The 25,929-nt window shown below is 56.0% G+C and carries 20 protein-coding genes and 1 riboswitch; of the genes, 6 read left to right on the forward strand and 14 right to left on the reverse strand.

The window, feature by feature from the left end; all coding sequences use genetic code 11:
- Window positions 1-91 precede the first annotated feature (91 nt).
- The gene (metG, locus tag NXS97_RS20760; RefSeq protein WP_116219899.1) at window positions 92-2,125 is read right to left on the reverse strand and encodes a methionine--tRNA ligase; all 2,034 of its coding nucleotides are present in this window, start codon (window positions 2,123-2,125) and stop codon (window positions 92-94) included.
- A gap of 176 nt (window positions 2,126-2,301) precedes the next feature.
- Between metG and apbC the strand changes: the two genes are divergently transcribed.
- Entirely contained in the window at window positions 2,302-3,414 is a 1,113-nt protein-coding gene (apbC, locus tag NXS97_RS20765) for an iron-sulfur cluster carrier protein ApbC (RefSeq protein ID WP_116219900.1), read from the forward strand.
- Here the strand turns inward: apbC and NXS97_RS20770 are convergent.
- Window positions 3,411-3,878, reverse strand: coding sequence for a GNAT family N-acetyltransferase (locus NXS97_RS20770; protein WP_013026410.1), 468 nt, complete (start codon window positions 3,876-3,878; stop codon window positions 3,411-3,413). The genes apbC and NXS97_RS20770 overlap by 4 nt on opposite strands.
- Before the next feature lie 322 nt (window positions 3,879-4,200).
- Between NXS97_RS20770 and ahpC the strand changes: the two genes are divergently transcribed.
- Together ahpC and ahpF are read left to right on the forward strand one after the other, a co-directional pair.
- Entirely contained in the window at window positions 4,201-4,764 is a 564-nt protein-coding gene (ahpC, locus tag NXS97_RS20775; RefSeq protein WP_013026408.1) for an alkyl hydroperoxide reductase subunit C, read from the forward strand.
- A 71-nt stretch (window positions 4,765-4,835) separates the two neighbouring features.
- On the forward strand, window positions 4,836-6,404 hold the full coding sequence (gene ahpF, locus NXS97_RS20780; RefSeq protein ID WP_013026407.1) for an alkyl hydroperoxide reductase subunit F: 1,569 nt from the start codon (window positions 4,836-4,838) through the stop codon (window positions 6,402-6,404).
- 47 nt (window positions 6,405-6,451) lie between these two features.
- On the opposite strand, the gene NXS97_RS20785 is transcribed toward ahpF, so the two are convergent.
- Both NXS97_RS20785 and NXS97_RS20790 read right to left on the reverse strand, forming a co-directional pair.
- A complete protein-coding gene (locus tag NXS97_RS20785; RefSeq protein ID WP_014605433.1) occupies window positions 6,452-7,411 on the reverse strand; it encodes an AEC family transporter in 960 nt (319 codons plus the stop codon).
- 92 nt (window positions 7,412-7,503) lie between these two features.
- Complete coding sequence (locus NXS97_RS20790) at window positions 7,504-7,701, reverse strand: hypothetical protein (protein ID WP_014605434.1); 198 nt, start codon at window positions 7,699-7,701, stop codon at window positions 7,504-7,506.
- 303 nt (window positions 7,702-8,004) lie between these two features.
- Window positions 8,005-8,101: riboswitch (TPP riboswitch) on the forward strand.
- Window positions 8,102-8,132: 31 nt separating this feature from the next.
- Between NXS97_RS20790 and thiM the strand changes: the two genes are divergently transcribed.
- Window positions 8,133-8,933, forward strand: a complete 801-nt coding sequence (thiM, locus tag NXS97_RS20795; protein ID WP_041457722.1) for a hydroxyethylthiazole kinase — start codon at window positions 8,133-8,135, stop codon at window positions 8,931-8,933.
- Window positions 8,920-9,720: a bifunctional hydroxymethylpyrimidine kinase/phosphomethylpyrimidine kinase gene (thiD, locus tag NXS97_RS20800; RefSeq protein ID WP_116219901.1), complete on the forward strand. Its 801-nt coding sequence runs from the start codon at window positions 8,920-8,922 to the stop codon at window positions 9,718-9,720. The genes thiM and thiD overlap by 14 nt, the downstream gene beginning before the upstream one ends.
- Before the next feature lie 34 nt (window positions 9,721-9,754).
- Here thiD and NXS97_RS20805 read toward each other — a convergent pair whose 3' ends face one another.
- From NXS97_RS20805 to yegS, 3 genes are all read right to left on the reverse strand, one after another.
- Entirely contained in the window at window positions 9,755-10,441 is a 687-nt protein-coding gene (locus tag NXS97_RS20805) for a GntR family transcriptional regulator (RefSeq protein WP_013026403.1), read from the reverse strand.
- Window positions 10,442-10,485: 44 nt separating this feature from the next.
- Complete coding sequence (locus NXS97_RS20810; RefSeq protein WP_064352347.1) at window positions 10,486-11,952, reverse strand: mannitol dehydrogenase family protein; 1,467 nt, start codon at window positions 11,950-11,952, stop codon at window positions 10,486-10,488.
- A 156-nt stretch (window positions 11,953-12,108) separates the two neighbouring features.
- Window positions 12,109-13,011: a lipid kinase YegS gene (gene yegS, locus NXS97_RS20815; protein ID WP_014594093.1), complete on the reverse strand. Its 903-nt coding sequence runs from the start codon at window positions 13,009-13,011 to the stop codon at window positions 12,109-12,111.
- 60 nt (window positions 13,012-13,071) lie between these two features.
- Between yegS and NXS97_RS20820 the strand changes: the two genes are divergently transcribed.
- Complete coding sequence (locus NXS97_RS20820; RefSeq protein ID WP_019106532.1) at window positions 13,072-13,203, forward strand: hypothetical protein; 132 nt, start codon at window positions 13,072-13,074, stop codon at window positions 13,201-13,203.
- Between the two features lie 38 nt (window positions 13,204-13,241).
- Here NXS97_RS20820 and yegQ read toward each other — a convergent pair whose 3' ends face one another.
- The 7 genes from yegQ to NXS97_RS20855 all read right to left on the reverse strand — a co-directional run bounded on the left by yegQ (window position 13,242) and on the right by NXS97_RS20855 (window position 25,675).
- Window positions 13,242-14,618, reverse strand: a complete 1,377-nt coding sequence (yegQ, locus tag NXS97_RS20825; RefSeq protein WP_116219902.1) for a tRNA 5-hydroxyuridine modification protein YegQ — start codon at window positions 14,616-14,618, stop codon at window positions 13,242-13,244.
- Window positions 14,619-14,734: 116 nt separating this feature from the next.
- Window positions 14,735-15,442 (reverse strand): two-component system response regulator BaeR, encoded by a 708-nt coding sequence (baeR, locus tag NXS97_RS20830; protein ID WP_013026399.1) that lies wholly within the window; start codon window positions 15,440-15,442, stop codon window positions 14,735-14,737.
- A gap of 6 nt (window positions 15,443-15,448) precedes the next feature.
- A complete protein-coding gene (baeS, locus tag NXS97_RS20835; protein ID WP_116219903.1) occupies window positions 15,449-16,837 on the reverse strand; it encodes a two-component system sensor histidine kinase BaeS in 1,389 nt (462 codons plus the stop codon).
- Window positions 16,834-18,234 carry an MFS transporter gene (locus NXS97_RS20840; RefSeq protein ID WP_116219904.1) on the reverse strand — a complete coding sequence of 467 codons (1,401 nt, stop codon included), beginning with the start codon at window positions 18,232-18,234 and terminating at the stop codon, window positions 16,834-16,836. The genes baeS and NXS97_RS20840 overlap by 4 nt, the downstream gene beginning before the upstream one ends.
- 12 nt (window positions 18,235-18,246) lie before the next feature.
- Window positions 18,247-21,324, reverse strand: coding sequence for a multidrug efflux RND transporter permease subunit MdtC (gene mdtC / locus NXS97_RS20845; protein ID WP_259232791.1), 3,078 nt, complete (start codon window positions 21,322-21,324; stop codon window positions 18,247-18,249).
- Entirely contained in the window at window positions 21,321-24,443 is a 3,123-nt protein-coding gene (locus NXS97_RS20850) for an MdtB/MuxB family multidrug efflux RND transporter permease subunit (RefSeq protein WP_116219905.1), read from the reverse strand. The genes mdtC and NXS97_RS20850 overlap by 4 nt, the downstream gene beginning before the upstream one ends.
- A complete protein-coding gene (locus NXS97_RS20855; RefSeq protein WP_013026394.1) occupies window positions 24,443-25,675 on the reverse strand; it encodes an MdtA/MuxA family multidrug efflux RND transporter periplasmic adaptor subunit in 1,233 nt (410 codons plus the stop codon). The genes NXS97_RS20850 and NXS97_RS20855 overlap by 1 nt, the downstream gene beginning before the upstream one ends.
- Window positions 25,676-25,929: the final 254 nt, after the last annotated feature.

A 25,929-nucleotide genomic window follows, 5' to 3' on the forward strand; every position in this document is an offset into this window, starting at 1 on the left:
ATCATACGCACTAACGGTCAGGCCCGCCAGCAATCAGCGGTGTGGCTGAAGCGCCATCCCCGGCGGTAAACCGCAGAGGATGGCCAACGGACTATTTCACCGGCATGCCGGGCACCGCGCCGCTGTCTACGGACAGGACAAACAGATCTTTGCCGCCGGGACCGGCAGACAGCACCATGCCTTCTGACACGCCAAACCGCATTTTACGCGGCGCAAGGTTGGCCACGATAATGGTCATTTTGCCAACCAGTACCGCCGGATCGGGATAGGCCGCACGAATACCGGAGAAAATCTGGCGCTTCTCGCCGCCCAGATCCAGTTCAAGACGCAGCAGCTTGTCCGAGCCTTCGACGAATTCCGCTTTCTCAATCAGCGCCACGCGCATATCGACTTTGGCAAAATCATCAATGGTAATGGTATCGCCAATCGGCGCATCGGCCAGTGGGCCGGTCGCCGCGGGTTTATTGGCGTCTGCCGCATCCGCTTTTGACGCCTCAATCAGGCCGTCGACCTTCGCCATTTCGATTCGGCCATACAGGGCCTTGAACGGCGCAACCTGATGGTTCAGCAGCGGTTGCTGAATGGTATCCCAGTGCAGCTCAGTGTTCAGGAACGCTTCGGCGCGCGCGCTCAGCGACGGCATGACCGGTTTCAGCCAGGTCATCAGCACCCGGAACAGGTTAATGCCCATTGAGCAAATGGCCTGCAGGTCTGCATCGCGGCCTTCCTGCTTCGCCACCACCCACGGCGCCTGCTCATCCACATAGCGGTTAGCCAGATCGGCCAGCGCCATGATTTCACGAATGGCACGGCCAAATTCACGGCTGGCCCAGGCCTCACCAATCTTCTCAGATGCGTCCAGGAAGGTTTGATACAGCGCCGGATCGGCCAGCTCAGCTGACAGCTTGCCGTCAAAGCGTTTGGTGATAAAACCGGCATTACGTGAGGCCAGATTGACGACTTTGTTAACGATATCGGCGTTAACGCGCTGAACAAAATCTTCCAGATTCAGGTCGATGTCATCAATGCGTGAAGAGAGCTTGGCCGCATAGTAGTAGCGCAGGCTGTCGGCATCCAGGTGCTGTAACCAGGTGCTGGCTTTGATAAAGGTTCCACGCGACTTCGACATTTTTGCACCGTTGACGGTGACGTAGCCGTGCACGAACAGGTTAGTCGGCTTGCGGAAACCGCTGCCTTCCAGCATGGCCGGCCAGAACAGGCTGTGGAAGTAGACAATGTCTTTACCGATGAAGTGATACAGCTCCGTGGTGGAATCCTGCTGCCAGAATTCGTCAAAGTTAATATCGCCACGTTTGTCACACAGGTTCTTAAAGGATCCCATGTAGCCGATAGGCGCATCCAGCCAGACGTAGAAATATTTGCCCGGCGCGCCAGGGATTTCGAAGCCAAAATATGGCGCATCGCGCGAGATATCCCACTGTTGCAGACCGGATTCGAACCACTCCTGCATTTTGTTCGCGACCTGCTCCTGCAGTGCGCCAGAACGGGTCCAGGCACGCAACATCTCACTGAACGAGGGGAGATCGAAGAAGAAATGCTCGGAATCACGCAGCACGGGTGTTGCACCCGACACCACAGATTTCGGATCGATCAGTTCAGTCGGGCTGTAGGTCGCGCTGCACACTTCGCAGTTATCGCCGTACTGGTCAGGTGACTTACATTTTGGGCAGGTTCCCTTAACAAAACGGTCAGGCAGGAACATGCCTTTTTCCGGATCGTACAGCTGAGAGATGGTCCGGTTTTTAATGAAACCGTTCTCTTTCAGGCGGCCGTAAATCAGCCCGGCGAGCTCACGGTTCTCATCGCCATGCGTGGAATGGTAATTGTCATAGCTGATGTTGAAACCGGCGAAATCTGTTTCATGCTCCTGCTTCATTTCAGCAATCATCTGCTCCGGCGCAATACCAAGCTGCTGGGCTTTCAGCATGATCGGCGTACCGTGAGCGTCATCGGCGCAGATGAAATAAACCTGATTGCCACGCATTCGCTGATAACGCACCCAAATGTCCGCCTGGATATGCTCGAGCATGTGGCCGAGATGAATTGAGCCGTTTGCGTAAGGCAGGGCGCAGGTTACCAGAATTTTTTTAGCGACTTGAGTCATAGTTTGCGTAGCTTTCAGTTAAGTAAAAAAACGGGCTTAGATGGTAACCGATGGGCACAGCCGCGTAAACATAAGGGATTTCCCGTGCGCGACAGCCCGCGAAACGATCGGCATCTGATAGTATTGTTAGTACATCGCTGAAACACAGCGCAGGCCTAGCAGAAAAAGGAGTGGGGATGACAGCGCAATCCCGGGAACCGCATACACCAGAAGCCTTACGCGCCGTTGTGGCCGGCGTACTGAGCAGCTTTGAACATCCGACGCTTCAACGTAACCTCATTGCTCTCAAGGCGTTACACCACGTGGCTCTGCTGGACGGCACGCTGCACATTGAACTGCTGATGCCGTTCGCCTGGAACGGGGCGTTTGAAGAGGTGAAAGCAGAAACCAGTGCTGAGCTGCTGCGCCTCAGTGGCGCGCAGGCTATCGACTGGCGTCTCAGTCATGATATCGCCACCCTGAAGCGGGTTAAAAATCATCCCGGCGTTAACGGCGTGAAGAACATTATTGCCGTCAGCTCTGGCAAAGGCGGCGTGGGTAAATCGAGCACGGCAGTTAATCTGGCCCTGGCGTTAATCGCAGAAGGGGCACGCGTAGGCATTCTGGACGCCGACATTTATGGCCCGTCCGTGCCCAACATGCTGGGGTGTGAAAAAGAGCGGCCAACGTCGCCAGACGGTAAGCATATGGCCCCTGTTATGTCGCACGGGCTGGCAACCAACTCCATCGGTTATCTGGTAACAGATGATAATGCGATGGTCTGGCGCGGCCCGATGGCCAGTAAAGCGCTCATGCAGCTGCTTAACGAAACCCAGTGGCCAGAGCTGGATTATCTGGTGCTGGATATGCCCCCGGGCACCGGCGACATTCAGCTTACGCTGGCGCAAAGCGTACCGGTCACCGGCGCGCTGGTGGTCACCACGCCGCAGGATATTGCGCTTATCGACGCGCGTAAGGGGATGGTGATGTTTGAGAAAGTGAACGTGCCGGTACTGGGCGTTGTGGAAAATATGAGTATTCATATTTGCAGCGAGTGCGGCCATCACGAGCCAATCTTCGGCACAGGCGGCGCGCAACGGCTGGTGGATGACTATGGTACCCGGCTGCTGGCGCAGCTACCGTTGCATATTCACCTGCGTGAAGACCTCGACGATGGCGAACCCACTGTGATCCGTCGTCCACACAGCGAGTTCGCGGCACTTTATCGTCAGCTTGCCGGCCGGGTGGCGGCTCAGCTCTACTGGCAGGGCGAGGTGATTCCGGGCGATATCGCGTTTCGCGCGCTTTAACGCCCGCTGGCCTCGCTGGTGTAGAGCGATGGCTGAGGATAGTGCATCAGCACATAATTCCCCTGTTCGCTCTCACCCTGAGAAATGATTTTCCAGCCGCGCTGCAAATAAAATGTTTGTGCGGCTTTGTTCATTTCCAGGCACTTTAGCGCGCCCGTTGAGGTGAAGCGCCCCTGAACCTCATTAAGCAGCGCGCTGCCTACGCCACGGCCCTGATAAGCCGGATCGACATACAGGCTGTGCAGAAAATTATCGTTTTCCATCAGCCCGGCAAACCCCACCCGATGACCGTCCAGTTCTGCAACCAGAATCGTCTCGCCGGGGATGATCTGATCGAAATCTTCAAGCTGCCAGTCCTCGTTTTCAATCCAGTCCCAGTTATGGCGGCGTGCCGCCAGATACAAGGTTCGCAGAAAAGGGCGGTCAGCCTCAGTAAACAGTCGAATATGCACATCGCGCTCCATTAATCCTTTTTAACAAACATGGCAGGGATTGCCAAAAAAGCAAAAGCAGAACAAATGTCATCTCTTTCACTGTACACTGCTGGGCGGTGCCTTTCGGGGAGACAGGAACGGGTGGTGAATTTCAGGCGCTGGATTTCACGCATAAGCAAGTAAAACGTGATTTCGCAGCGAGCGTTGCCGCCGTAAAGTCGGTTTTTTCCCTGAAAGATCAAGACGATCGGCGTTTGATAGCTTTCGTTTATTTTATTGATAACGAGGGCTTATTAGATGTTGGCCCGAAAAATTTGTAATCTGCATCACATATTCTAAAGGAGGCCATCACATGTCCATTATCAATACCAAAATTAAGCCGTTCAAAAACAGCGCATTCAAAAACGGCGAATTCATTGATGTAACCGAGAAAGACGTTGAAGGTAAATGGAGTGTTTTCTTCTTCTATCCTGCTGACTTCACTTTCGTTTGCCCAACCGAACTGGGCGACGTAGCGGATCACTACGAAGAGTTCCAGAAAATGGGCGTGGACATCTATTCCGTGTCTACCGATACCCACTTTACCCACAAAGCCTGGCACGGTTCTTCCGACACCATCGCGAAAATCAAATATGCGATGATTGGTGACCCAACTGGCGCGCTGACCCGCAACTTCGACATCATGCGCGAAGACGAAGGTCTGGCGGATCGTGGTACGTTTATCGTTGATCCACAGGGCGTGATCCAGGCAGTAGAAATCACTGCTGAAGGTATCGGCCGTGACGCCTCTGATCTGCTGCGCAAAGTGAAAGCGGCACAGTATGTGGCGTCTCACCCAGGTGAAGTGTGCCCGGCGAAATGGAAAGAAGGTGATGCCACTCTGGCACCGTCTCTGGACCTGGTTGGCAAAATCTAATTTCGCATCGATACGTCGATCATTTTCTCATCGGGTGCTGCGGCACCCGATTTTTTGACCAGGAACTCACTATGCTTGATACCAATTTAAAAACACAGCTCAAAGCCTATCTTGAGAAACTCACCAAGCCTGTGGAGTTGATTGCGACGCTGGATGATGGCGCGAAATCAACGGAGATTCGCAATTTGTTGGTCGATATCGCGAGCCTGTCAGACAAGGTCAGCTTTCGTGAAGAGAACGATCGTCAGGTGCGTAAGCCCTCGTTTTTAATTACTAACCCAGGCGCTGATCAGGGGCCGCGTTTTGCCGGTTCGCCGCTGGGTCATGAATTTACCTCACTGGTACTGGCACTGCTACAGACCGGTGGGCATCCCTCTAAAGAAGCGCAAAGCCTGCTCGACCAGATTGCGGCGCTGGATGGGGATTTCCATTTCGAAACCTATTATTCACTGTCGTGCCACAACTGTCCGGATGTGGTGCAGGCATTAAACCTGATGGCGGTGTTAAACCCACGTATCAGCCACACCGCCATTGACGGTGGCCTGTTCCAGAATGAAATTCAGGAACGCAATGTGATGGGCGTGCCCGCTGTCTATCTGAATGGCAAAGAATTCGGTCAGGGCCGCATGAGCCTGGCGGAGATCGTCAGCAAAGTCGACACCAATGCAGATAAGCGTGCCGCAGAAGAGCTGAACAAGCGTGAGGCTTACGAGGTTTTGATCGTGGGCAGCGGTCCGGCGGGCGCCGCCGCGGCTATCTACTCCGCACGTAAAGGGATTCGCACCGCGTTACTGGGCGAGCGCTTTGGTGGACAGGTGTTGGATACAGTCGATATTGAAAACTACATTTCCGTACAGAAAACGGAAGGGGCCAAACTGGCCGGCGCCCTGCGCGCTCACGTGGATGATTACAACGTTGACATTATTGACAGCCAGAGCGCGATTAAACTGATTCCGTCTGCGGTGAAAGGCGGCCTGCACGCTATTGAAACGGCCTCCGGCGCGGTGCTGAAATCGCGCAGTATCATTCTTGCCACCGGTGCGCGCTGGCGCAACATGGGCGTGCCTGGCGAAGAGCAATACCGCACCAAAGGCGTGACGTACTGCCCACACTGCGACGGCCCGCTGTTTAAAGGCAAACGCACGGCGGTCATTGGCGGCGGTAACTCCGGCGTAGAAGCCGCAATCGATCTGGCGGGCATTGTTGAACACGTGACGCTGCTGGAGTTCGCCAGTGAAATGCGTGCAGATAAAGTGCTGCAGGACAAACTGCGCAGCCTGAAAAACGTGGATGTGATCCTGAATGCACAAACCACGGAAGTGAAAGGCGATGGCAGTAAGGTGACGGGCCTGCAATATCTGGATCGCACTAACCAGACTACTCATGAGCTGGCGCTGTCGGGCATTTTCGTGCAGATCGGTCTGCTGCCTAACACCAACTGGCTGGAAGGCGCGGTTGAGCGCAACAAGATGGGCGAAATCATGATCGATGCGAAATGCGAAACCAGCCTGAAAGGCGTTTTCGCCGCAGGGGACTGCACCACCGTTCCTTATAAGCAGATCATCATCGCCAGCGGTGAAGGATCAAAAGCCTCACTGAGCGCGTTTGATTACCTGATTCGCACCCAGCCTGCGCACTAAGTTTTACGCGCAAGACGAAAGCCCTGTAACCTGTGTTGCGGGGCTTTTTAATATCCGGCCAGCGTCATCAGCATCATCCATAACGGTGTAGTTATGGCAGCAAAAAGCGTGGAAAACAGCATGCTCGCGGCCGTCGGTCCGGTTATCACATTAAATTTCTGCGACATCAGATAGACGTTCACGCCCACCGCCATGGATCCCAGCAGCACCACCACTTTGCTTTCCAGCGCGGGTAACCCGGTCAGCCAGGCAATAGCCCAGACGCACAGCGGTTGCAGAATCAGTTTCAACGCACAGATGGTGTAACTCTCTTTTAAGCCTTCCCGAATCCGGTAGTGCGCCAGGCTCATGCCAAGGGTAATCAGGGACAGAGGCGCGGCAATCGATGCCAGCATGCGTAGGGGTTCAGCGGCAATAACGGGAAGCGGCCGCTGTAGCAGACTCCAGGTCGTGCCGGACAAAATACCAATGATTAATGGGTTTTTCAGCACGCTGATCAAGGTTCGTTTAAACCCCCCCAGTGAGAAACTGCCCTGTTTGGACCACTCCACCGATACCGTCAGCAAGGTCCAGAGAATCAGGCTGTTAAACACCAGCACCAGCGCGACGGAGGGGAGTGCCGCTTGACCAAGCAGGACGGTAGCAACCGGAATCCCCAGCATCACGTTGTTCGAGAACACGCCGCCCAGGGCAAAAACCGATCCGGCTACGCCATCCAACTGAAACAGGCGCGATGCGACAATCCGTCCCACAATGAAGACCAACAGGCAACTGCCAAAAAACGCCAGCAGCAGGCGTACATCGACCGGTGGACTGTTATAAAAATCACTCATGATGCGAAACAGCATGCAGGGCAGGGCGACATTGAACACAAAACGGTTCATGCCTTCGCTGACGGTAACGGGCCATCTGCCAAACCGGATAAGGCAGAATCCCAGAAAAATCAGGATAAACAACGGGGCGGAAAGGTAGATCTGGTGTCCTAGTGTATCCAGCAGGAATGGCATAAGTGTAAGCAATCCAGTGACTCAGTAACCGCAAGACTATCAAATTGCTTCAACCACGTAACCTGGCAAAACAGGGCGCGCGGTCAGCCAGATCATCCCAGCCAGCGACGCGCCTGATCATCACTGATATCGCGGTAATAAACCCGATGGATAACCGTATCGCAACGTTGGCAGCGGGCAGAAAGATAGGTGGAATAATAATATCGGCCAGAAGGAGAAACCGCACCCTGACGGGTGATGCTAATGTCGGTCCATCGGTGACGATGAGGAATAAGCGCTAAGAATCGCATCATGCTTCCTGTAAAGGATGAAGTGTTCTGTTTATTTGTTTTTTACGTTTATGCGTTTACTTTTAGGGTGCGATGTTTTTGGCAGGTTTAATTTATTAATAGATGGTGTAACAGGGGCGAATATTATTGTTAAATAGCTAAACGGCTTTCGCGGCTATTACGTGCAAATTTAGAGCCCGCAGCATTAAGCCTTTTTTTGTGAAGTTGGTGGTTGATCGAGATCATGCAAAAGCTTTGCATATCAAATCGAAAAAATAATAAGAGCCTTGCTTAAATCAGAGCGCTTACTTAAGCTTTTGTTCGTAACACGACTCGGGGTGCCCTTCTTTGTGAAGGCTGAGAAAAACCCGTATTACCTGATCTGGATAATGCCAGCGTAGGGAAGTCTGATGCCTGACCGCATTCGCCTTCTTGTCCGCCGGTTGGGAGTTATGATGACACATCAACCGCAACACCTTTCTGATGCGCAATGCGCGCCCATTCTGCAACAGTTTCGCCGTCAGTCACCGCTGGTGCACTGTATGACCAACGATGTGGTGCAAACGCTAACGGCTAACGTTTTACTCGCCCTTAATGCCTCTCCGGCCATGGTCATCGACGCTGAAGAAGCGGCGCAGTTTAGCGCGCTTGCCGATGCGCTGCTTATCAATGTCGGTACGCTAACCCACGATCGTAAGCAAGCGATGCAGGCTGCGGTGCTTGCAGCAAACCAGGCGGGCACGCCATGGACACTGGATCCGGTGGCGGTCGGCGCGCTGACGCTGCGCACCGCGTTTTGCAAGCAGCTACTCGCGCAGTCGCCTGCAGTGGTTCGCGGCAATGCCTCAGAGATTCTGGCACTGGCGCAGCAGGCAGAAGGCGGACGCGGTGTTGACAGCCTGCATTCGGCCGAAGCCGCGCTGCAGGCTGCCCAACAGCTGGCAAAAGCTTTTGATACCTGTGTCGTCGTAACCGGCGAAGTAGACTATGTCACCGATGGACAGCGAACCTGGGCGATTACGGGCGGCTCGCCGTTAATGACGCGGGTGGTCGGCACCGGCTGTGCGCTTTCAGCGGTGGTTGCGGCCTTTGCCTGTTTGCCAGGTGACCGACTGATCAACATCGCCTGCGCCTGTCGGGTGATGGCGCTGGCTGGAGAAAAGGCCGCGCAGGATGCAGATGGACCGGGTAGCTTTGCGCCTGCTTTCCTGGATGCACTCTGGACGCTGGAGGCACCTGATGAAACGCATTAATGCCCTGACGATTGCGGGGACCGATCCCAGCGGCGGGGCCGGTATCCAGGCCGATCTGAAAACCTTCTCTGCACTGGGCGCGTACGGTACCAGTGTGATCACGGCGCTGGTGGCGCAGAATACCTACGGCGTGCAGTCGGTATACCGTGTTGCGCCAGAGTTTGTGACCGCCCAGCTGGACTCGGTGCTGGATGATGTGCGCATCGACAGTGCGAAGATTGGCATGCTGTCTGAAACAGAAATTGTCGAGCGGGTGGCCCATGGCCTGCAGCGGCGGGAAATTCCCTTTGTGGTGCTGGATACGGTGATGGTGGCTAAAAGCGGCGATGCCCTGCTGAATCCGGATGCGATTGCCTGTGTGCGAGATCGTTTATTGCCACAGGTGTCATTGATTACGCCAAACCTGCCCGAAGCCGCTGCACTGCTGGGATGCCAGGTTGCCCTCAATGAAGATGAGATGCTCACCCATGGCGAAGCGCTACTGGCGCTGGGTTCCCAGGCAGTGCTGATGAAAGGCGGTCATCTCGATGGTGATGAAAGCCCGGACTGGCTGCTGACACGGGCAGGGCGTCAGCGCTTTAGCAGCGTGCGGGTAAACACGCGTCATACGCACGGCACTGGCTGTACGCTGTCCGCCGCGCTCGCGGCCTTACGTCCCCGGCATGACAGCTGGGAAGCGACGATCAGTGAAGCGAAAGCCTGGCTGCAGCAGGCATTACTGGCGGCAGATTCGCTGGAAGTGGGCAACGGGATTGGGCCGGTGCACCATTTCCATCAGTGGTGGTAGCCCATCGTGTTTCGCCTTGCAGACTGGCAAGGCGTTAATCCTCTTCAAACCAGGCGCTGTTTTGCTTGATGACTGGGGTGATCGAAAACATCATGGCCTGCAAATGATGGCGCAACGCCGCCTCAGCCTTGCCGGGATCGTTTGCCTTCAGCGCCGCAAAAATAGCATCATGCTGTTCTATCAGGGTTTCGGCGGGTGCAACGTCATTCAGGGTTAAATAGCGTACCCGGTCCATGGTGGCTTTGATGTTTTCAACCGTTTCCCACGCCAGTGGACAGCCGATGCTCTCAGCGATGAGGCGATGAAACTCATCGTCCAGGCTTAAGAACATCTGGCTATCGCCACGGGCAGCGGTGATGCGTTGCAGTTGCAGGTTATGCTCCAGCGCCATCAGCCCTGACTCTGCGATTTCCTCAGCAGCGCGACGGACCACGGCAATCTCCACGGCCTCACGAATGAAACGACCATCTTCGACCCGTTTAGCCGAGATCCTGCGCACAAAGGTGCCGCGCTGCGGCAGGATCTGAACCAGACCGGCCTCCGCGAGCTTGATAAAGGCTTCCCGCACCGGCTGACGTGAGAGGTTGAACCGGGCGGAAACCTCTTTTTCCGAGAGCAGTGCGCCCGGCTGAATTACGCACGTCACGATATCGCGGCGCAGATAGCGGTAAACCTGCTGATTCACCGGTTCGCTGGTGGTAATGGTGTAAGAAAGTGTCATATCGCTGTCCGTTTTATCTTCGGCCTGGGCATCAGGCGATCGCATCAGACCTCAGGACCGGCAATGGCCTGCTGGACGCTGGCACGGGCTCCCTGAGCGGCAAGCTGCAGGTAACAGGCGGTAAGTTGTTTCACCAGCGCATCGTTTTTAGCAAGATCGTCGCCAAATACCCTGCTGATGTTGAGTAACGCCCGCACGCGAGCTTCACCGTCATCACTTTCCGCTACGCAAGTGGCCAGTTGTGCGTTCAGCGGATCGCGGATCTCGATGGGCTCGCCTTTTTCGTCCACTGCGCTGACATAGCGCATCCAGGCCGCGATGCCCAGCAGCAGCAAGGGACACGGCGTGCCGTGGTCCAGATGCCAACGCAGGCTGTCGAGAAAGCGCTGGGGCAGCTTCTGGGTCCCGTCGGTCGCAATCTGATAAGTCCGATGCTTAATCGCCCGATTGGCAAAGCGGGCGATAAGCGCATCGGCATAGGCGGATAAATCGACATCCTGAATGGTCAGCGTAGGTGCCTGCTCATTGACCATCAGCGCCCGTGCCGCTGCGCGAAACGCGTCATCAGCCATACAGTCGCTGATGTGTTCGTAACCGGCAAGATAGCCAAGGTAAGCTAAAAACGAATGGCTGCCATTGAGCATGCGCAACTTCATCTGCTCAAACGGCAGAACATCCTGCACCAGTTGAGCGCCCGCTTTATCCCAGTCCGGTCGGCCGCTGACAAAATGGTCCTCGATCACCCACTGGAAAAAAGGTTCAGCTTCAACGGCGACCGGATCCCGTGAACCGATGCGCTGGCGCAGGGCGTCAAATGCCGCGTCATTCATGGCGGGCACGATACGATCCACCATGGTGGAGGGAAAGGTGAGGTTCTGTTGGATATAGTCAGCCAGGGAGGCATCGTACTGCCGGGCCAGCTGCATCACGACATTACGGGTTACGCGGCCGTTTTCTGGCATATTGTCGCAGGACATCACGCTAAATGGCGCGACTCCCCGTTCACGGCGGCGGCGGATTGCCGCGACAATCAGACCCGGCAGAGAGTGCGGCTGGTCCGGCTGCGCCAGATCGTGCTGAATATCCGCGTGCTGAACGTCAAGGTCGCCGCTGGCGGGCAGATGACAGTAGCCTTTCTCTGTCACGGTCATTGATACAATCGCCACGTCAGGCTGACACAGCGCCTCAATGACGGCCTCAATACCGTCCGTTTTGCCATGCAACGCAGACGTGATAATGCCGATTACACGGGTTTCTACAGCATCGTCGCTCTTTTCTGTCAGCGTGTAGAGCAGGTCCTGTTCCCGCAGCGCCTGAATAAGAGCGCCGCTGTTCAAATTCACCTCGCAGTAACCCCAGTCGCTGCCCAGTTCAGCCAGCTTATCGCTACATAACGCCTGGTGGGCGCGATGAAAGGCACCAAACCCGATGTGTATCATTCGGGTCTTAAGCTGGCTACGGTCGTAGGCGGGGCGCTTAACATCAGCGGGAAGGTGGTCAGTTTGCAGCATCATGCATCCTTGTGGCGGAGGGAGCGACAGGCCATTCCGGCGGTAAGGATGAAAAATTACGCGCCCCGCGACTACCATACAAGTTGGCGTGACGAAATTGTGAATGCAATCACGAACTGTTTACATCTAAGCCGGGAGTCTTCACTCCCGGTTAACTTAGCTCAGCAACGCGCACTGCGGTGGCAGGCGACAGCTTAGCGCACCTGGCATAACATCAATCGTAAACTCCTGTCCGGACAGCGGTTCGCCATCCAGATTAAACGTCATCTCATGCGATGAGCGGATCGTCAGGGACGATAGACGGGTGGAAATAATGCTGGGATTGTCCTCATCGCCGCCGGTCAGTGAGTGCAGCAGGGTAGGCAGTAACTCCTGCGCGGTGACCACGCTGATGTCGAGCAGGCCGTCGTTGATCAACGCAGCGGGACACAAACGCTGACCGCCGCCAGCCTGACGGCCGTTACCAATGCCAATGACCAGCGCATCACCCTGCCAGCTAAAATCAGGTCCGGTGATTTCACAGCTGTCGGGCTTGAGCGTGTCCATGCGCATCAGCCCGTGAATGAAGTAAGAAACGCCACCCAGGGCCGACTTCAGTTTTTCCGGCGTTTCAGTGGTAATACGTGTACCGAAGCCGCCGGTCGCCATATTGATAAAGTAGTGATGCTGATTTACCCGGGCCAGGTCGATATCGTAGGCTTTGCCCTGAATCGCCAGACGCAGCGCAGGCTCGATTTCTTCAGGAATGCCGACGCTGGTCGCAAAATCGTTGGCCGTCCCCAGGGGAATAATGCCTAAGACAGGACGGTCGGCGACGTTGACGGACGCCAGGGCGGTGGCGATTTCATTGACGGTGCCATCGCCGCCGCCTGCCACCACGGTTTCAGCCTGTAATTCCAGGGCTTCTTCGACGTAGCGCTCGCCGTCGCCTTTTTCATACGTCACGCGCACGGCAATGTTGTAGCCCTCATCGCGTAGCTTAGTGACCGCTTCACGTAGATCATCATTGCCTGCGCCTTTACCGTTCAGGATCAGCAGCGTAAGCGATTGTTTGTCCATTATCTGTTCCTTGGAGATCTAAAGCGTAGTGAGTGGTTATAGCATAGCCGGAGAAGAAAAATGATTGGCGAAAAGGAGAAAAAAGAAAACCCGCACGGGGGAGCCGGGCGGGTGAATGAGGTGGATCCAGTTACAGCTGCTGATAATTGTTACTCATTGGTAGCAGGCAGCACTATAGAACAGCAAAATTAAGCCGTCTGTGATCCTACTCTTGCTTTTGTCAAAATGTGTCAAGCTGGCACGCGCGTGGCGTGCGGATCGCGTGTATCCTGACCCGCAGTAAAGTTGCGCAGCAGCAACGCAAATTGCAGGTCAACATCAGGCGGCACCTTCATCCAGACGCGATGTCCGTCTCCCGGCGCCACCTCCGTCGGCTCGCCCCGGCTGTTTTGCAGGGCATCCAGCGTACAAATCAGGTTGCCGGCGGGCGTCATGATCTCCAGGCTGTCGTGCAGGGCAAATTTATTTTTCACCACCACTTCCGCCCAGCCATCACGCAGCTCGCCGCTGAATTCGCCGACAAACTGCTGACGTTCCGAGATGGAATAGCCGTTCTGGTAATTCTGGTAGCTGTCATGGGTATGACGGCGTAAAAAGCCTTCGGTGTAGCCGCGATGCGCCAGGCCCTCCAGCGTTTCCAGCAGAGCGGGATTAAAGGGTTTGCCCTCGGCGGCATCGTCAATGGCTTTGCGATAGACCTGAGCGGTGCGAGCGCAGTAATAGTAGGATTTGGTCCGGCCTTCAATTTTTAATGAGTGAACGCCCATCTGGCTGAGCCGTTCAACATGCGCCACGGCACGCAAGTCTTTCGAATTCATAATGTAGGTGCCGTGCTCATCCTCAAAGGCACTCATCATCTCACCGGGTTTCATCTTCTCTTCCAGCAGAAACACCTTGTCGCTGGGTTGGCCGATGCCCAGGGTTGGCGTGACGTCCTGCACGGTAACCGGCTGATGGATTTCAACAATATTCCCCACCTCATCCTGCTTAGCCTCCTGCAACTGGTATTCCCAGCGGCAGGCATTGGTGCAGGTTCCCTGGTTAGGATCGCGCTTATTCATGTAACCGGAAAGCAGGCAGCGCCCGGAATAGGCCATACACAGCGCACCGTGTACGAACACTTCCAGCTCCATTTCAGGCACCTGCTGGCGAATCTCGGCGATCTCTTCCAGCGACAGTTCACGTGACAAAATCACCCGACTTAGCCCCATTTGCTGCCAGAACTTCACCGTTCCCCAGTTAACGGCATTGGCCTGAACGGATAAGTGAATGGGCATGGACGGAAACGCCTCACGCACCAGCATGATTAATCCGGGATCGGACATAATCAACGCGTCCGGCTGCATCTCAATCACCGGCGTTAAGTCGCGGATAAAGGTTTTCAGCTTGGCGTTATGCGGGGCAATATTCACAACGACGTAAAACTTTTTACCCAGTTCATGGGCTTCATTGATGCCCTTCGCCAGGTTTTCATGGCTGAACTCGTTGTTACGCACGCGCAGGCTGTAGCGCGGCTGGCCGGCATACACGGCGTCCGCGCCGTAGGCAAAGGCGTAACGCATATTCTTCAGCGTTCCGGCTGGAGAAAGCAATTCTGGTTTCATGATGAACTCACTGATATCAGGTCAGCATGCCGCCTGGGCGGCACGTGCAGGGCTAAACCCTGCAAAAGATGCGGAATTGTAGGCAGTGAGAAAAAGGAAGTAAATTGATCTGAATCAATCTAAATCAAATGACAGATATCGGCTTCCCAGCGATAGCCCATGCCGTACACGGCGCGGATAAAGGGCTGCTCGCTGTCCAGATTTTCCAGCTTCCTGCGCAGGTTCTTGATATGGCTGTCGATGGTGCGGTCGGTGACCACGCGATAATCATCATAAAGATGGTTTAACAGTTGCTCACGGGAAAAGACTTTCCCCGGCTCAAGGGACAGCGTTTTTAACAAACGAAATTCCGCAGGGGTTAAATCGAGCGGCTCATCGCGCCAGCTGGCCTGAAAGCGGCTTTCGTGCACTTTCAGCAGCGATGCGACCGGCGCGTCTTCTGGCGAGCGTTTGACGCGACGCAAAATGGTTTTGACGCGCGCAACCACTTCCCGCGGGCTGAAAGGCTTACAGACATAGTCGTCTGCGCCAATTTCAAGGCCGAGCAGGCGATCGATCTCTTCCGTACGCGCGGTCACCATAATAATCGGCAGTTCAGAGTCGCGCCGGATTTCACGGCACAGCGTCAGCCCGTCTTTACCTGGCAGCATCAAATCCAGCAGGATAAGATCGGGCGGCGTCTGGTTAACATAATCCAGTACTTCATTGCCGTGCGCCAGGTGATGAGTCCGGTAGTTAGATGCCTGTAAATAATCAATCATCAGTTGTGCCAGCTTGGGTTCATCTTCAACCACAAGGATCAGCGGATATGCGTTTTCCTGATTCATAGTCTTCTAAACGGGAGGAACATAACGCAATTGTAGCGCGATTTTCAGTCCACCTAAATCAGCGTGCGTCGCGGTTATCGTGCCGCCATGCGCATCAACGATGTTTTTACAGATAGCCAGGCCCAGCCCCGAGCCGCCGCTGGCGCGATTGCGTGAACCTTCGGTACGGAAAAAACGCTCGAAAATTTTGGCCTGCTGCTCGCCATCCACCCCGGGTGCGCTGTCTTCAATGATGACTCGCCAGTAGGGCGCGTCATACCAAAGACGTACCCGGACCTCGCCACCGGCATCGGTGTAACGCAGGCTGTTTTCCAGCAGGTTGATAAACAACTGCATCAGGCGATCGGGATCGCCAAAGAAAGGGGCTTCTTCAGGCATGTCCAGATGCAGCGTTAAATCATGAGCCCGGTAGCGCTCAGTAAAGTTGCCTGCGCTGACCTCAATAAGCTGCACCAGATCCGTCGCCTGCTTGCGGTAGGCCAGCGCGCCGACGTCAGAAAGAGAAAGCTGATGTAAATCGTCAACCAGCTTGGTTAACAGGGCAACCTCACTTTGCAATGAGGTAATGGCGTCGGGCGTCAGCTTACGAACGCCATCCTGCATGGCTTCCAGTTCACCGCGTAAAATAGCCAGCGGCGTGCGTAACTCATGGGAGATATCGGCCATAAATGCCCGGCGCATACTCTCATTTTTTTCCAGCGAACGGGCTAACAGGTTAAAGTCATGGGCCAACTGACCCAGCTCATCCTGACTGCTGACCTCAACCCGGGTGGCTAAATTCCCTTCGGCAAGATGATGCGTGCCGTCCACCAGCCTTTTGACCGGCGCCAGTAGGCCCCGCGCCATCAGCCAGGTCACCAGCGCGGCAAGCAGGGTAGAGAGGCCAACGATATACCAACTGGTTCGTCGCTGTTGCTGATCAAAATTAATATCGGTACTGCGCGTCAGGCGTTCAGGCGGGGAGCTGATTATCCAGCCCACGATTTTGCCGTTGCTGGTGGTGATGTTATGACGTATGCCTTCTGGCGGCACCTGTGAACGTGGGCCTACCATCACTTTGTACTGCTGATCGAGCACCCAGAACTGGGTTCGCCAGCCGTGCGGCGGAAGCTGATTACTGCTGTCGGGATTTTGTTCCAGCGATCGCAGCATGGTAAAAATCAGTCGGTCATTATTACGCAGAAAGTCCCAGTTGCCATGCTGCTCGTACTGATCGGCCAGCGCTGCACCCAGCAAATTCAGTCGCTGTTCATTACCACGTTTAATGTAGTCCACGAAGCCATGCTCAAAACTCAGCCTGACGCCCCAGTGCATGGTGATCAGCACCAGCATGCAGGTGGAGAAAATAGCCATAAACAGCTTGGCACCAATGCCAACGCGCAGAAACGATCTCATTCACTTCTCCGGCGCCGCAGATCGACGCTTTTACTCTCTTCTTTCGGAACGCGCCAGAACACCAGCGCAGGCAGAATAATAATCAGGGCCATACAGAGATAAACGTAGATAAAGGCCTGATGGCTTAGCCCGTGGTGCCCCAGCGCCGACTGGCCGAAGGCGCCCAGCAGCAGGCCCGCAACGGTAACGCCGATACTCATGGATAGCTGCATGATCATGGATAACAGACTGTTGCCGCTGGAGGCCAGTTCGTCCGGCAGCTCCTTTAGCGTCAGCGTATTCATTGAGGAGAAGCGAATGGCATTCACCATGCCCTGCAGAAACAACACCAGCGGCAACATGGCCGTCCAGCCCAGCATCGCCACCAGCGGAAACAGTAAGACCACCAGCGCCAGGCCCACCGTCGATCCCACCAGCACGTTGCGGTAGCCAAACAGGTTAACGATACGGACCACGATGCGTTTCATGCCCATATTTCCCAGCACCATCGCAATCATCATCAAACCGGCATGAAACGGGCTGAAACCCATGCCGATCTGTAAAAAAAGCGGCGTCATAAACGGCAACATTCCGCTGCCGATGCGGCCCGCCAGGCTACCGAGTAAGCCAATAGAGAACACCCGATTATCAAACAGCTTCAGGCTAAACAGCGCATCGTCGTTATGGCGCGCATGTAACAGGTAAAACAGCAGTGACCCCATTCCTGTCAGAATCATCGCCGCCAGCAACAACGCAGAGCCGCCGCTGCTGCGCTGACCATCAAGGGCCAGCGTCAGGGTTGCCATACCGACTGCCAGCAGGATAAAACCCAGAAAATCGAAGCGTCGTGGCTGCATGGCGTAGTTGGGTAACAGCTTTAAGGTGGCGATGGCGCCGATCACACCAACCGGGATGTTAATCAGGAAAATCCAGTGCCAGCTGGCATATTCCACCAGCACTCCGCCAAGCGCCGGACCCAGTAGCGGACCCACCTGGCCGGGCAGGGTGACGAATGTCATTGCAGACATATATTGATCGCGCGGCACAATGCGCATCACCGTCAGGCGACCCACCGGCACCATCATGGCGCCGCCGATGCCCTGCAGTACCCGCGCGACGAGCAGCTGATCCAGCGTGTTCGATAACCCACACATCAGCGACCCCAGGCTAAACAGAACGATGGCGCTAAAGAAGATATTTCTGACGCCAAACCGATCGGCCAGCCAGCCGCTCAGCGGCAGCGTCACCGCCACCGTTAACACATACGCGACAATGACCGAATGCATATGCAGCGGGCTCACGCCCAGATCCTGAGCCATTGACGGGATCGCCGTGTTGACGATCGTGGTATCCAGCGCCTGCATAAAGAAGCCAAAGGCGACAATCCATAACTGCCAACGGACAGTTACGCTCTGCATGATAGTGACCCCTTAATGCTGAGTGGCATTGATCGTCTGGGTGCGCTTTTTACGACGCAGTTTATCCATCATTAAGTACACCACCGGCGTGGTATACAGGGTGAGCAACTGACTCATGATCAGGCCACCCGCAATAGTAATGCCTAACGGCTGGCGCAGTTCCGCGCCATCTCCGCTGGTCAGCACCAGCGGGAGTGCGCCAAACAACGCTGCCAGAGTGGTCATTAAAATAGGGCGGAAACGCAGCAGGCAGGCCTGAAAAATGGCATCGCGCGGACTCAGGTTACCGTTGCGCTCTGCCTCAAGAGCAAAGTCCACCATCATGATGGCGTTCTTTTTCACGATCCCGATCAATAACAGAATACCGATCAGGGCAATCAGGCTGAACGGCGTATCAAACAGCGCCAGTGCCAGCAGCGCACCGACGCCCGCCGAAGGCAGCGTGGAAAGAATGGTTAACGGGTGCACATAGCTTTCATAAAGAATGCCCAGCACAATGTAGACCGCCGCAATGGCGGCCAGCATCAGCCACAGCTGGCTGCTCTGTGACTGCTGGAAAGCCTGCGCGGTACCAGCGAAGCTGCCACGCACGCTGGAGGGTACGCCCAGTGCGGTCATGGTGCGCTCAATGGCCTCCGACGCCTGCGACAGCGACACGCCTTCTGGCAGGTTAAAGGAAATGGTCGATGCGGCAGACAGCCCCTCGTGGTTGACCGACAAAGGTGCGTTAGCCGGTTGCCATTTGGCGAACCAGGCGAGCGGAATCGGTTTGCCCTCGCTGTTGATCACAAACATCTGATTCAGGGCGCTAATGTCCTGGGTGTAACGGGGATCCACTTCCATGACGACCTTGTACTGGTTCAGCGGCTGATAAATAGTGGAAATCTGCCGCTGCCCAAAGGCATCATTTAACAGGGCGTTGGCTTCTGAAACGTTGATCCCCAGCCGGGCCATGCTGGCGCGGTCATAGGTCAGGGCCATTTCACTGCCCTTATCCTGTTGGTCGGAGTTGACGTCAGCCAGTTCCGGCAGGGCAGTAAAGGCCTGACGGATTTTAGGTTCCCAGGTGCGCAGCGCAGCAAGGTCGTCTGACAGCAGCGAGTACTGATAGCTGGCATTGGCTTCGCGACCGCCCACCCGGATATCCTGCACCGCATTAAGATACAGATTGGCACCGGGTTCGTTCGCCAGTTTGGCACGCAGGCGGGCAATCACCGCCTGCGCCGTGTCTTTCCGTTCAGACAGGGGTTTCAGAGAAATAAACATCAACCCCATGTTGGTGCGCATGCCGCCGGTAAAGCCTACCACGCTGGAAACGTCCGGATCGGCGCCAACAATTTTCATGAAATCTTCCAGCTTGCCGCGCATCGCCTGGAACGAAATACTTTGGTCGGCCGAAATAAAGCCAGACAGGCGGCCGGTGTCCTGCTCGGGCAGGAAGGTTTTGGGAATACTGATAAACAGCCATACCGTCAGAGCCACGGTGCCCAGCAGCAGGAGCAGTACCCAGCGGGCATGATTGAGCACAACGGTCAGCGAGCGGGCATAACCGCGCTGAACCGCCAGCAGCAGCCGTCCAACGCCCCGTCGCTGAGGTTGACTGCGCGGCGCGTGGGGTTTGAGCAGATAAGCACACATCATTGGCGTGAGCGTGACCGAGACAAACAGGGAAATCAGAATGGCGACCGACAGGGTGATTGAGAATTCGGCAAAAAAGCGACCAATCAATCCGCCTGTCATGAGCAGCGGCAGGAAGACCGCGATTAAGGAGAGGCTCATCGACAGCACGGTAAAGCCGACTTCACGCACCCCTTTCAGTGCGGCCGCCATCGGTTTCATCCCGGCTTCCACATGGCGGGCGATGTTTTCCAGCACCACAATCGCATCATCCACCACAAAACCCGTGGCGATCGTCAGGGCCATCAGCGACAGGTTATTCAGGCTAAAGCCGCACAAATACATTGCGGCGAAGGTGCCGATCAGGGATACCGGCACGGCAACGGCGGGGATCAGCGTGGCGCGGCCGGAGCGTAAAAACACGAACACCACCAGAATGACCAACGCAACGGCAATCATCAGCGACTGCTCCACTTCCTCAAGAGAGGCGCGGATGGTAGGGGAGCGGTCCTGAGCCACCTCAAGGTTGATGGCAGCCGGAATGATCTCGTGCAGTTCGGGCAGTTCGGCACGAATGCGATCCACCGTTTCAATCACGTTCGCATCGGCGGTTTTTCGTATCACCAGTAACACTGCCGGTTTACCGCGCGACATCCCGGCGTTGCGCACGTCCTGGACTGAATCCTGCACCGTGGCAACATCCGACAGGCGCACCGCCGCGCCGTTGTTGTAGTGCACCACCAGCGGCTGATATTCACTGGCAGTTTGTAGCGCATCGTTAGTGCGCAGCTGCCAGCGCTGCTGGCCGTCTTCCAACGCGCCCTGAGGGCGGCGCTGGTTGGCGTTGGAAATCGTCTGCCGTACTGCATCCAGCGAAACGCCCTGGTTAAACAGCGCCTGCGGATTCAACGCCACGCGCACCGCGGGCAAAGAGCTGCCGCCCACGGTCACATCGCCCACGCCGTTAATCTGCGACAGCTTCTGCGCCAGCTGTGTGGACGCGTAATCGTAAAGCTGAGCCGGGCTGTACAGATCTGAGGTCAGCGTAATGATCATGATCGGTGCATCAGACGGGTTCGCTTTGCGGTAGGTCGGGCGCGAAGGCATTCCCGTGGGAAGCAGACTCTGCGCGGCATTGATCGCCGCCTGCACATCCCGCGCCGCGCCGTTGATGTCACGATCGAAATCGAAAACCATAATGATGCGGGTCGATCCCAGGGAGCTGGTGGAGGTCATCTCACTCACGCCCGCGATGCGGCCCAGCGAGCGCTCCAGCGGCGTGGCAACCGAGGAGGCCATGGTTTCCGGCGAGGCACCGGGCAGAGAAGCCGACACCATTATGACCGGAAAATCCACCTGCGGCAGCGGCGCGACCGGCAGCAGGCGGAACCCCAGTATCCCCGCCAGCGCAATCGCCAGCGTGAGCAGCGTGGTGGCTACCGGCCGATGGATGAACAGCGCAAAGAACTTCACGACTGTTCCTCCGTGTGACCGATGCGGCGACGCAGATTGTGCGCCAGACGGTCAAACAGCAGATAAATCACCGGTGTGGTAAACAGGGTCAGAACCTGGCTCAGTATCAGGCCGCCGACCATGGCAATCCCCAGCGGTTGCCGTAATTCTGCGCCAACGCCGGTGCTGAGCATCAGCGGTAACGCCCCCAGCAGCGCCGCCAGGGTGGTCATCAGAATGGGGCGGAAGCGCAGCAAACAGGCCTGGTAAATGGCGTCATAGGGCTTCATGCCCTGTTCCCGCTCGGCGGCCAGGGCGAAGTCAATCATCATGATGGCGTTCTTTTTCACGATACCAATCAGCAAAATGATGCCGATGATCGCCACAATATCCAGCTCGTTACCGCTTATCATTAGGGCCAGCAGCGCACCTACGCCCGCAGTAGGTAGCGTTGAAAGAATGGTAATGGGATGGATAAAACTCTCATACAGGACGCCCAGGACGATGTACATCGCCACGACCGCCGCCACAATCAGCCACACCGTGCTGGTCAATGCGGCCTCAAAGGCCAGCGTGCTGCCCTGGAACTGGGTCATCACCTCTGACGGCATGCCAAGCTGTTCCTCGGCCTGGATGATGGCTTTTGTTGCGTCTTCCAGAGAGTAGCCTTTTTCCACATCAAACGAGAAAGTGGCAGACGGAAACTGGCTCAGGTGATTGATCGTTAAGGGCGCATGGCGTTGCTCAATACTGGCGATAGCATTAAGGGGAACGCTGCCGCCATCGGTACTGGTCAGGCGAATGCCATCCAGACTTTGCAGGCCCTGGATCGCGCTGTTGTCCTGTTCCAGCACCACGCGGTACTGATTTGCCTGGGTATAAATGGTGGAGATCAGCCGCTGACCAAAGGCGTCGTAGAGCGCATTGTCCACATCTGCCATGCTGATGCCCAACCGGCTGGCGCTGTCGCGATCGACCTTGATATAGGCTTCCAGGCCCTGATCCTGCCAGTCGCTGCTGACATCACGCAGCGCGGGCAGTTTCTGCAAGGCACTTACCAGCGCGGGCACCCAGGTGCTGAGTGAGTCCAGCGACCCGGACTGCAGCGTGAACTGATAGGGCGTTCGGCTGGCCTGGGTATCGATTGTCAAATCCTGAACCGCCTGCAGCCATAACGTCACGCCGGGGATCTTGCTGACTTGCTGTTGCAGGCGTTGCTGAATCTCAGGAATACGTTCGCTGCGCGCATCCAGCGGTTTAAGGTTTATCTGCAACCGGGCACTGTTAAGGGATGGATTGGTGCCGTCTACGCCCACAAACGAGGTGAGACTTTGCACCGCCGGATCTTTCATAATCACCGAGGCGACGTCGCGGGTGCGTTCCGCCATACTGGCATAGGACACCGACTGCGGAGCCTGCAGGGTGCCCTGAATAATGCCGTTGTCCTGCTGCGGGAAAAACCCTTTGGGAATGGCGATCCATAACAGCACGGTAAGCAGCAGGGTCCCCAGCGCCACGGACAGCGTCAGCCAGGGATGATTGAGCACCCGGCTTAGCCCCCGGCCGTAAACCGCGATGATACGATCAAACATCGCTTCGCTGGCGCGGGAAAAGCGGTTCTGCCTGCGCAGTGATTCGGCGCTGAGCATGCGTGCACACATCATCGGCGTCAGGGTGAGCGACACCACGGCCGAAATCAGAATCGCCACCGCCAGCGTGACCGCAAACTCCCGGAACAGACGACCAATCACATCGCCCATAAACAGTAACGGGATCAATACCGCAATCAGTGAAAAGGTCAGCGAGATAATGGTAAAGCCGATTTCGCCGGCGCCCTTCAGGGCGGCGGTCATGGGTTTTTCGCCTTTCTCGATATAGCGTGAGATGTTCTCGATCACGACGATGGCATCATCCACCACAAAGCCTGTGGCGATGGTGAGCGCCATCAGCGTCAGGTTGTTGATCGAAAACCCCAGGAAGTACATCGCGGCGAAGGTGCCGATCAGCGACAGCGGCACCGCCACGGCCGGAATAATGGTTGCAGGGACGTTGCGAAGAAACAGGTAGATAATCATCACCACCAGCCCCATCGCCAGCATCAGTTCATGCTGTGTGTCAGTGACCGACGCGCGAATATTGGTGGTGCGGTCTGTCACCAGCTTCACGTCTACGGATTTAGGCAGGCTGGCAATCAGCGACGGCAGCATGGCACGAATGTTATCGGCCGTGGCGATAATGTTGGCACCGGGTTGGCGCTGCACATTCAGCACGATAGCCGGTTCACGATTAGACCAGGCCCCCAGCCAGCTGTTTTCTGCGCCCTGATCGATGGTCGCCACGTCGGCCAGCCGCACCGGAGCGCCATTTTTATAACTGACGATCAGCTGGCGATAATCCTCCACGGATTTCATCTGATCATTGGCGGAAAGGGTGACCGAGCGGGTAGGGCCATCCAGGCTGCCTTTCGCGGAGTTAACGTTAGCATTTGTGATGGCCGTACGTACCGCTTCACTGGTCAGCCCCATAGCGGCCAGCGCCTGGGTGTTCATTTTCACGCGCACGGCGGGACGTTGACCGCCCGTCAGCGTGACCAGACCAACGCCCGTGACCTGGGATATTTTCTGTGCCACGCGCGTTTCCACCATATCCTGCACCTGGGTTAATGGCATGCTGGTTGTGGTGACGGCCAGGGTCATGATCGGCGGATCGGCCGGGTTCACTTTGCTGTAAACCGGCGGGTTAGGCAGATCGTTGGGCAGCAGGTTGCTGGCGGAGTTGATCGCCGCCTGCACTTCCTGCTCTGCCACGTCGAGCGGCAGGGTCAGCTGAAACTGCAGAGTAACGATGGAGGCGCCGCCAGAACTTTGTGATGCCATCTGCTTGAGTCCGGACATCTGGCCGAACTGACGTTCAAGGGGCGCGGTAATCGAAGAGGTCACCACATCCGGGCTGGCCCCGGGATAGAGAGTAACGACCTGAATGGTGGGATAGTCCACTTCCGGCAGGGCGGAGACCGGCAAAAAGCGGTAACCCAAAATCCCAGCCAGAAGAATGGCGATCATCAGTAAGGTCGTTGCGACCGGACGCAGGATAAACTGGCGTGACGGCCCTCCGCTGTGGTCAGGAGGCATAACCTGCATTACTCAGATTCCCCTTTTGACGGCAAGCTGGCACGGGTCTCTTTTGTGGCGCGACTCTGCGCGGCAACCACTTCGACTTTTGCCCCTTCCGTCAGGCGGTCCAGCCCGTCGGTAACGACGCGGTCGCCTGCGTTGAGTCCGGCGCTGATCACTACTTTTTGGCTGTCCTGCAGTCCGGCGGTTACGCTTTTCTTACTGACCTTGTCTTCATTGTTGATCACCCAGACAAAGTGGCCTTCATTGCCCATTTGCAGCGCGGCGGCAGGAATAACCACTGCATCCTGCAAGGTATTCACCTTCAGCCGGGCGTTGACGAACTGGTTCGGGAAGAGCAGGTCATCCTGATTATCAAAGCGCGCTTTGATTTTGATCGTACCGGTCGTGGCGTCGATCTGGTTATCCAGACTGAGCAGCTTACCGCGGGTGATTAAATGTTGATTGCTGCGATCCCAGGCTTCTACCAGCAAGGGTTCACCACTTTTCTGCGCCTGCATGATCTGACTAATATTATTCTCAGCGACGCTGAACACCACGTCCACCGGATGCGTTTGCGTAATCACCACTAAGCCATTGGTATCGCCGCTGGTAATGTAGTTGCCAATATCAACCTGCTTCAGGCCTACACGGCCATCAATCGGCGAGGTGATGCGGCTGTAAGTCAGATTCAGTTGGGCGCTGGCAACACTGCCTTCGTCGGCTTTAATGGTGCCCAGGGTTTCACTGACCAGGGCGTTCTGTGTGTCCAGATCCTGCTGAGACACCAGCGACGTTTTCGCCAGTTTTTGATAACGGGCTAAATCGCGGCGAGCGTTAGCCAGAGTTGCCTGATCGCGTGCCAACTGGCCCTGTGCCTGCATGAGCGCAACCTGATAGGGGCGCGGGTCAATCTCCGCTAACAACTGCCCGGCTTTGACCTGCTGACCTTCCGTGAAGTGGATGGACATCAGGTTTCCATCAACCCTGCTGCGGACCGTCACGGTATTGGCGGCCGTCACGGTGCCTAACCCGTTAAGGTATTGCGGCACACTTTCTGTCACCGCGCTGGCCGCCTGAACGGGAGCCAGCGGTTTGTGCGCGCCATTGCCTCTTTTGCCATGTGCTGACTGACCAGACAGGTCACCGTCGCTGCTGGGCTGTGCCGGATGTTTCCACCAGTAATAGCCGCCTGCGGCTACGGCAATGACCACCAGCACAATCAGACCTTTTTTCATAACAGGGTATCGGTTGTTCATTGTTGTTGTTGCTCTCCAGCCATGTCTCTCCAGGGCGCGGGCTTAAACGGTAGCCTGCAAACCACGAATTGTAGTCGTCCCTGCCGGTAAAAATTTGAAGGAATTAAGGATATCTGTCAGCACAGCGTAATTATGTTCTTTTTCTGAACAGACGTGGCCGTTTAATTGCCGCCCGTCAACAGAATGCGTTTCATAAAGTTTGCCACAGGATAACGGGTGATGAGCCGCTGTTGTCAGGAAATAACACGTTGAAA

Origin of the sequence: Pantoea sp. B623 (genome assembly GCF_024814475.1) — a bacterium.
Classification (GTDB): Bacteria; Pseudomonadota; Gammaproteobacteria; order Enterobacterales; family Enterobacteriaceae; genus Pantoea; species Pantoea ananatis.

Excerpts from the sequence above, each read along its gene's own strand:
- metG (WP_116219899.1), bottom strand. The coding sequence starts at position 2,125 with ATGACTCAAGTCGCTAAAAAAATTCTGGTAACCTGCGCCCTGCCTTAC.
- apbC (WP_116219900.1), top strand. The coding sequence starts at position 2,302 with ATGACAGCGCAATCCCGGGAACCGCATACACCAGAAGCCTTACGCGCC.
- NXS97_RS20770 (WP_013026410.1), bottom strand. The coding sequence starts at position 3,878 with ATGGAGCGCGATGTGCATATTCGACTGTTTACTGAGGCTGACCGCCCT.
- ahpC (WP_013026408.1), top strand. The coding sequence starts at position 4,201 with ATGTCCATTATCAATACCAAAATTAAGCCGTTCAAAAACAGCGCATTC.
- ahpF (WP_013026407.1), top strand. The coding sequence starts at position 4,836 with ATGCTTGATACCAATTTAAAAACACAGCTCAAAGCCTATCTTGAGAAA.
- NXS97_RS20785 (WP_014605433.1), bottom strand. The coding sequence starts at position 7,411 with ATGCCATTCCTGCTGGATACACTAGGACACCAGATCTACCTTTCCGCC.
- NXS97_RS20790 (WP_014605434.1), bottom strand. The coding sequence starts at position 7,701 with ATGCGATTCTTAGCGCTTATTCCTCATCGTCACCGATGGACCGACATT.
- thiM (WP_041457722.1), top strand. The coding sequence starts at position 8,133 with ATGATGACACATCAACCGCAACACCTTTCTGATGCGCAATGCGCGCCC.
- thiD (WP_116219901.1), top strand. The coding sequence starts at position 8,920 with ATGAAACGCATTAATGCCCTGACGATTGCGGGGACCGATCCCAGCGGC.
- NXS97_RS20805 (WP_013026403.1), bottom strand. The coding sequence starts at position 10,441 with ATGACACTTTCTTACACCATTACCACCAGCGAACCGGTGAATCAGCAG.
- NXS97_RS20810 (WP_064352347.1), bottom strand. The coding sequence starts at position 11,952 with ATGCTGCAAACTGACCACCTTCCCGCTGATGTTAAGCGCCCCGCCTAC.
- yegS (WP_014594093.1), bottom strand. The coding sequence starts at position 13,011 with ATGGACAAACAATCGCTTACGCTGCTGATCCTGAACGGTAAAGGCGCA.
- NXS97_RS20820 (WP_019106532.1), top strand. The coding sequence starts at position 13,072 with ATGATTGGCGAAAAGGAGAAAAAAGAAAACCCGCACGGGGGAGCCGGG.
- baeR (WP_013026399.1), bottom strand. The coding sequence starts at position 15,442 with ATGAATCAGGAAAACGCATATCCGCTGATCCTTGTGGTTGAAGATGAA.
- baeS (WP_116219903.1), bottom strand. The coding sequence starts at position 16,837 with ATGAGATCGTTTCTGCGCGTTGGCATTGGTGCCAAGCTGTTTATGGCT.
- NXS97_RS20840 (WP_116219904.1), bottom strand. The coding sequence starts at position 18,234 with ATGCAGAGCGTAACTGTCCGTTGGCAGTTATGGATTGTCGCCTTTGGC.
- NXS97_RS20850 (WP_116219905.1), bottom strand. The coding sequence starts at position 24,443 with ATGCAGGTTATGCCTCCTGACCACAGCGGAGGGCCGTCACGCCAGTTT.
- NXS97_RS20855 (WP_013026394.1), bottom strand. The coding sequence starts at position 25,675 with ATGAACAACCGATACCCTGTTATGAAAAAAGGTCTGATTGTGCTGGTG.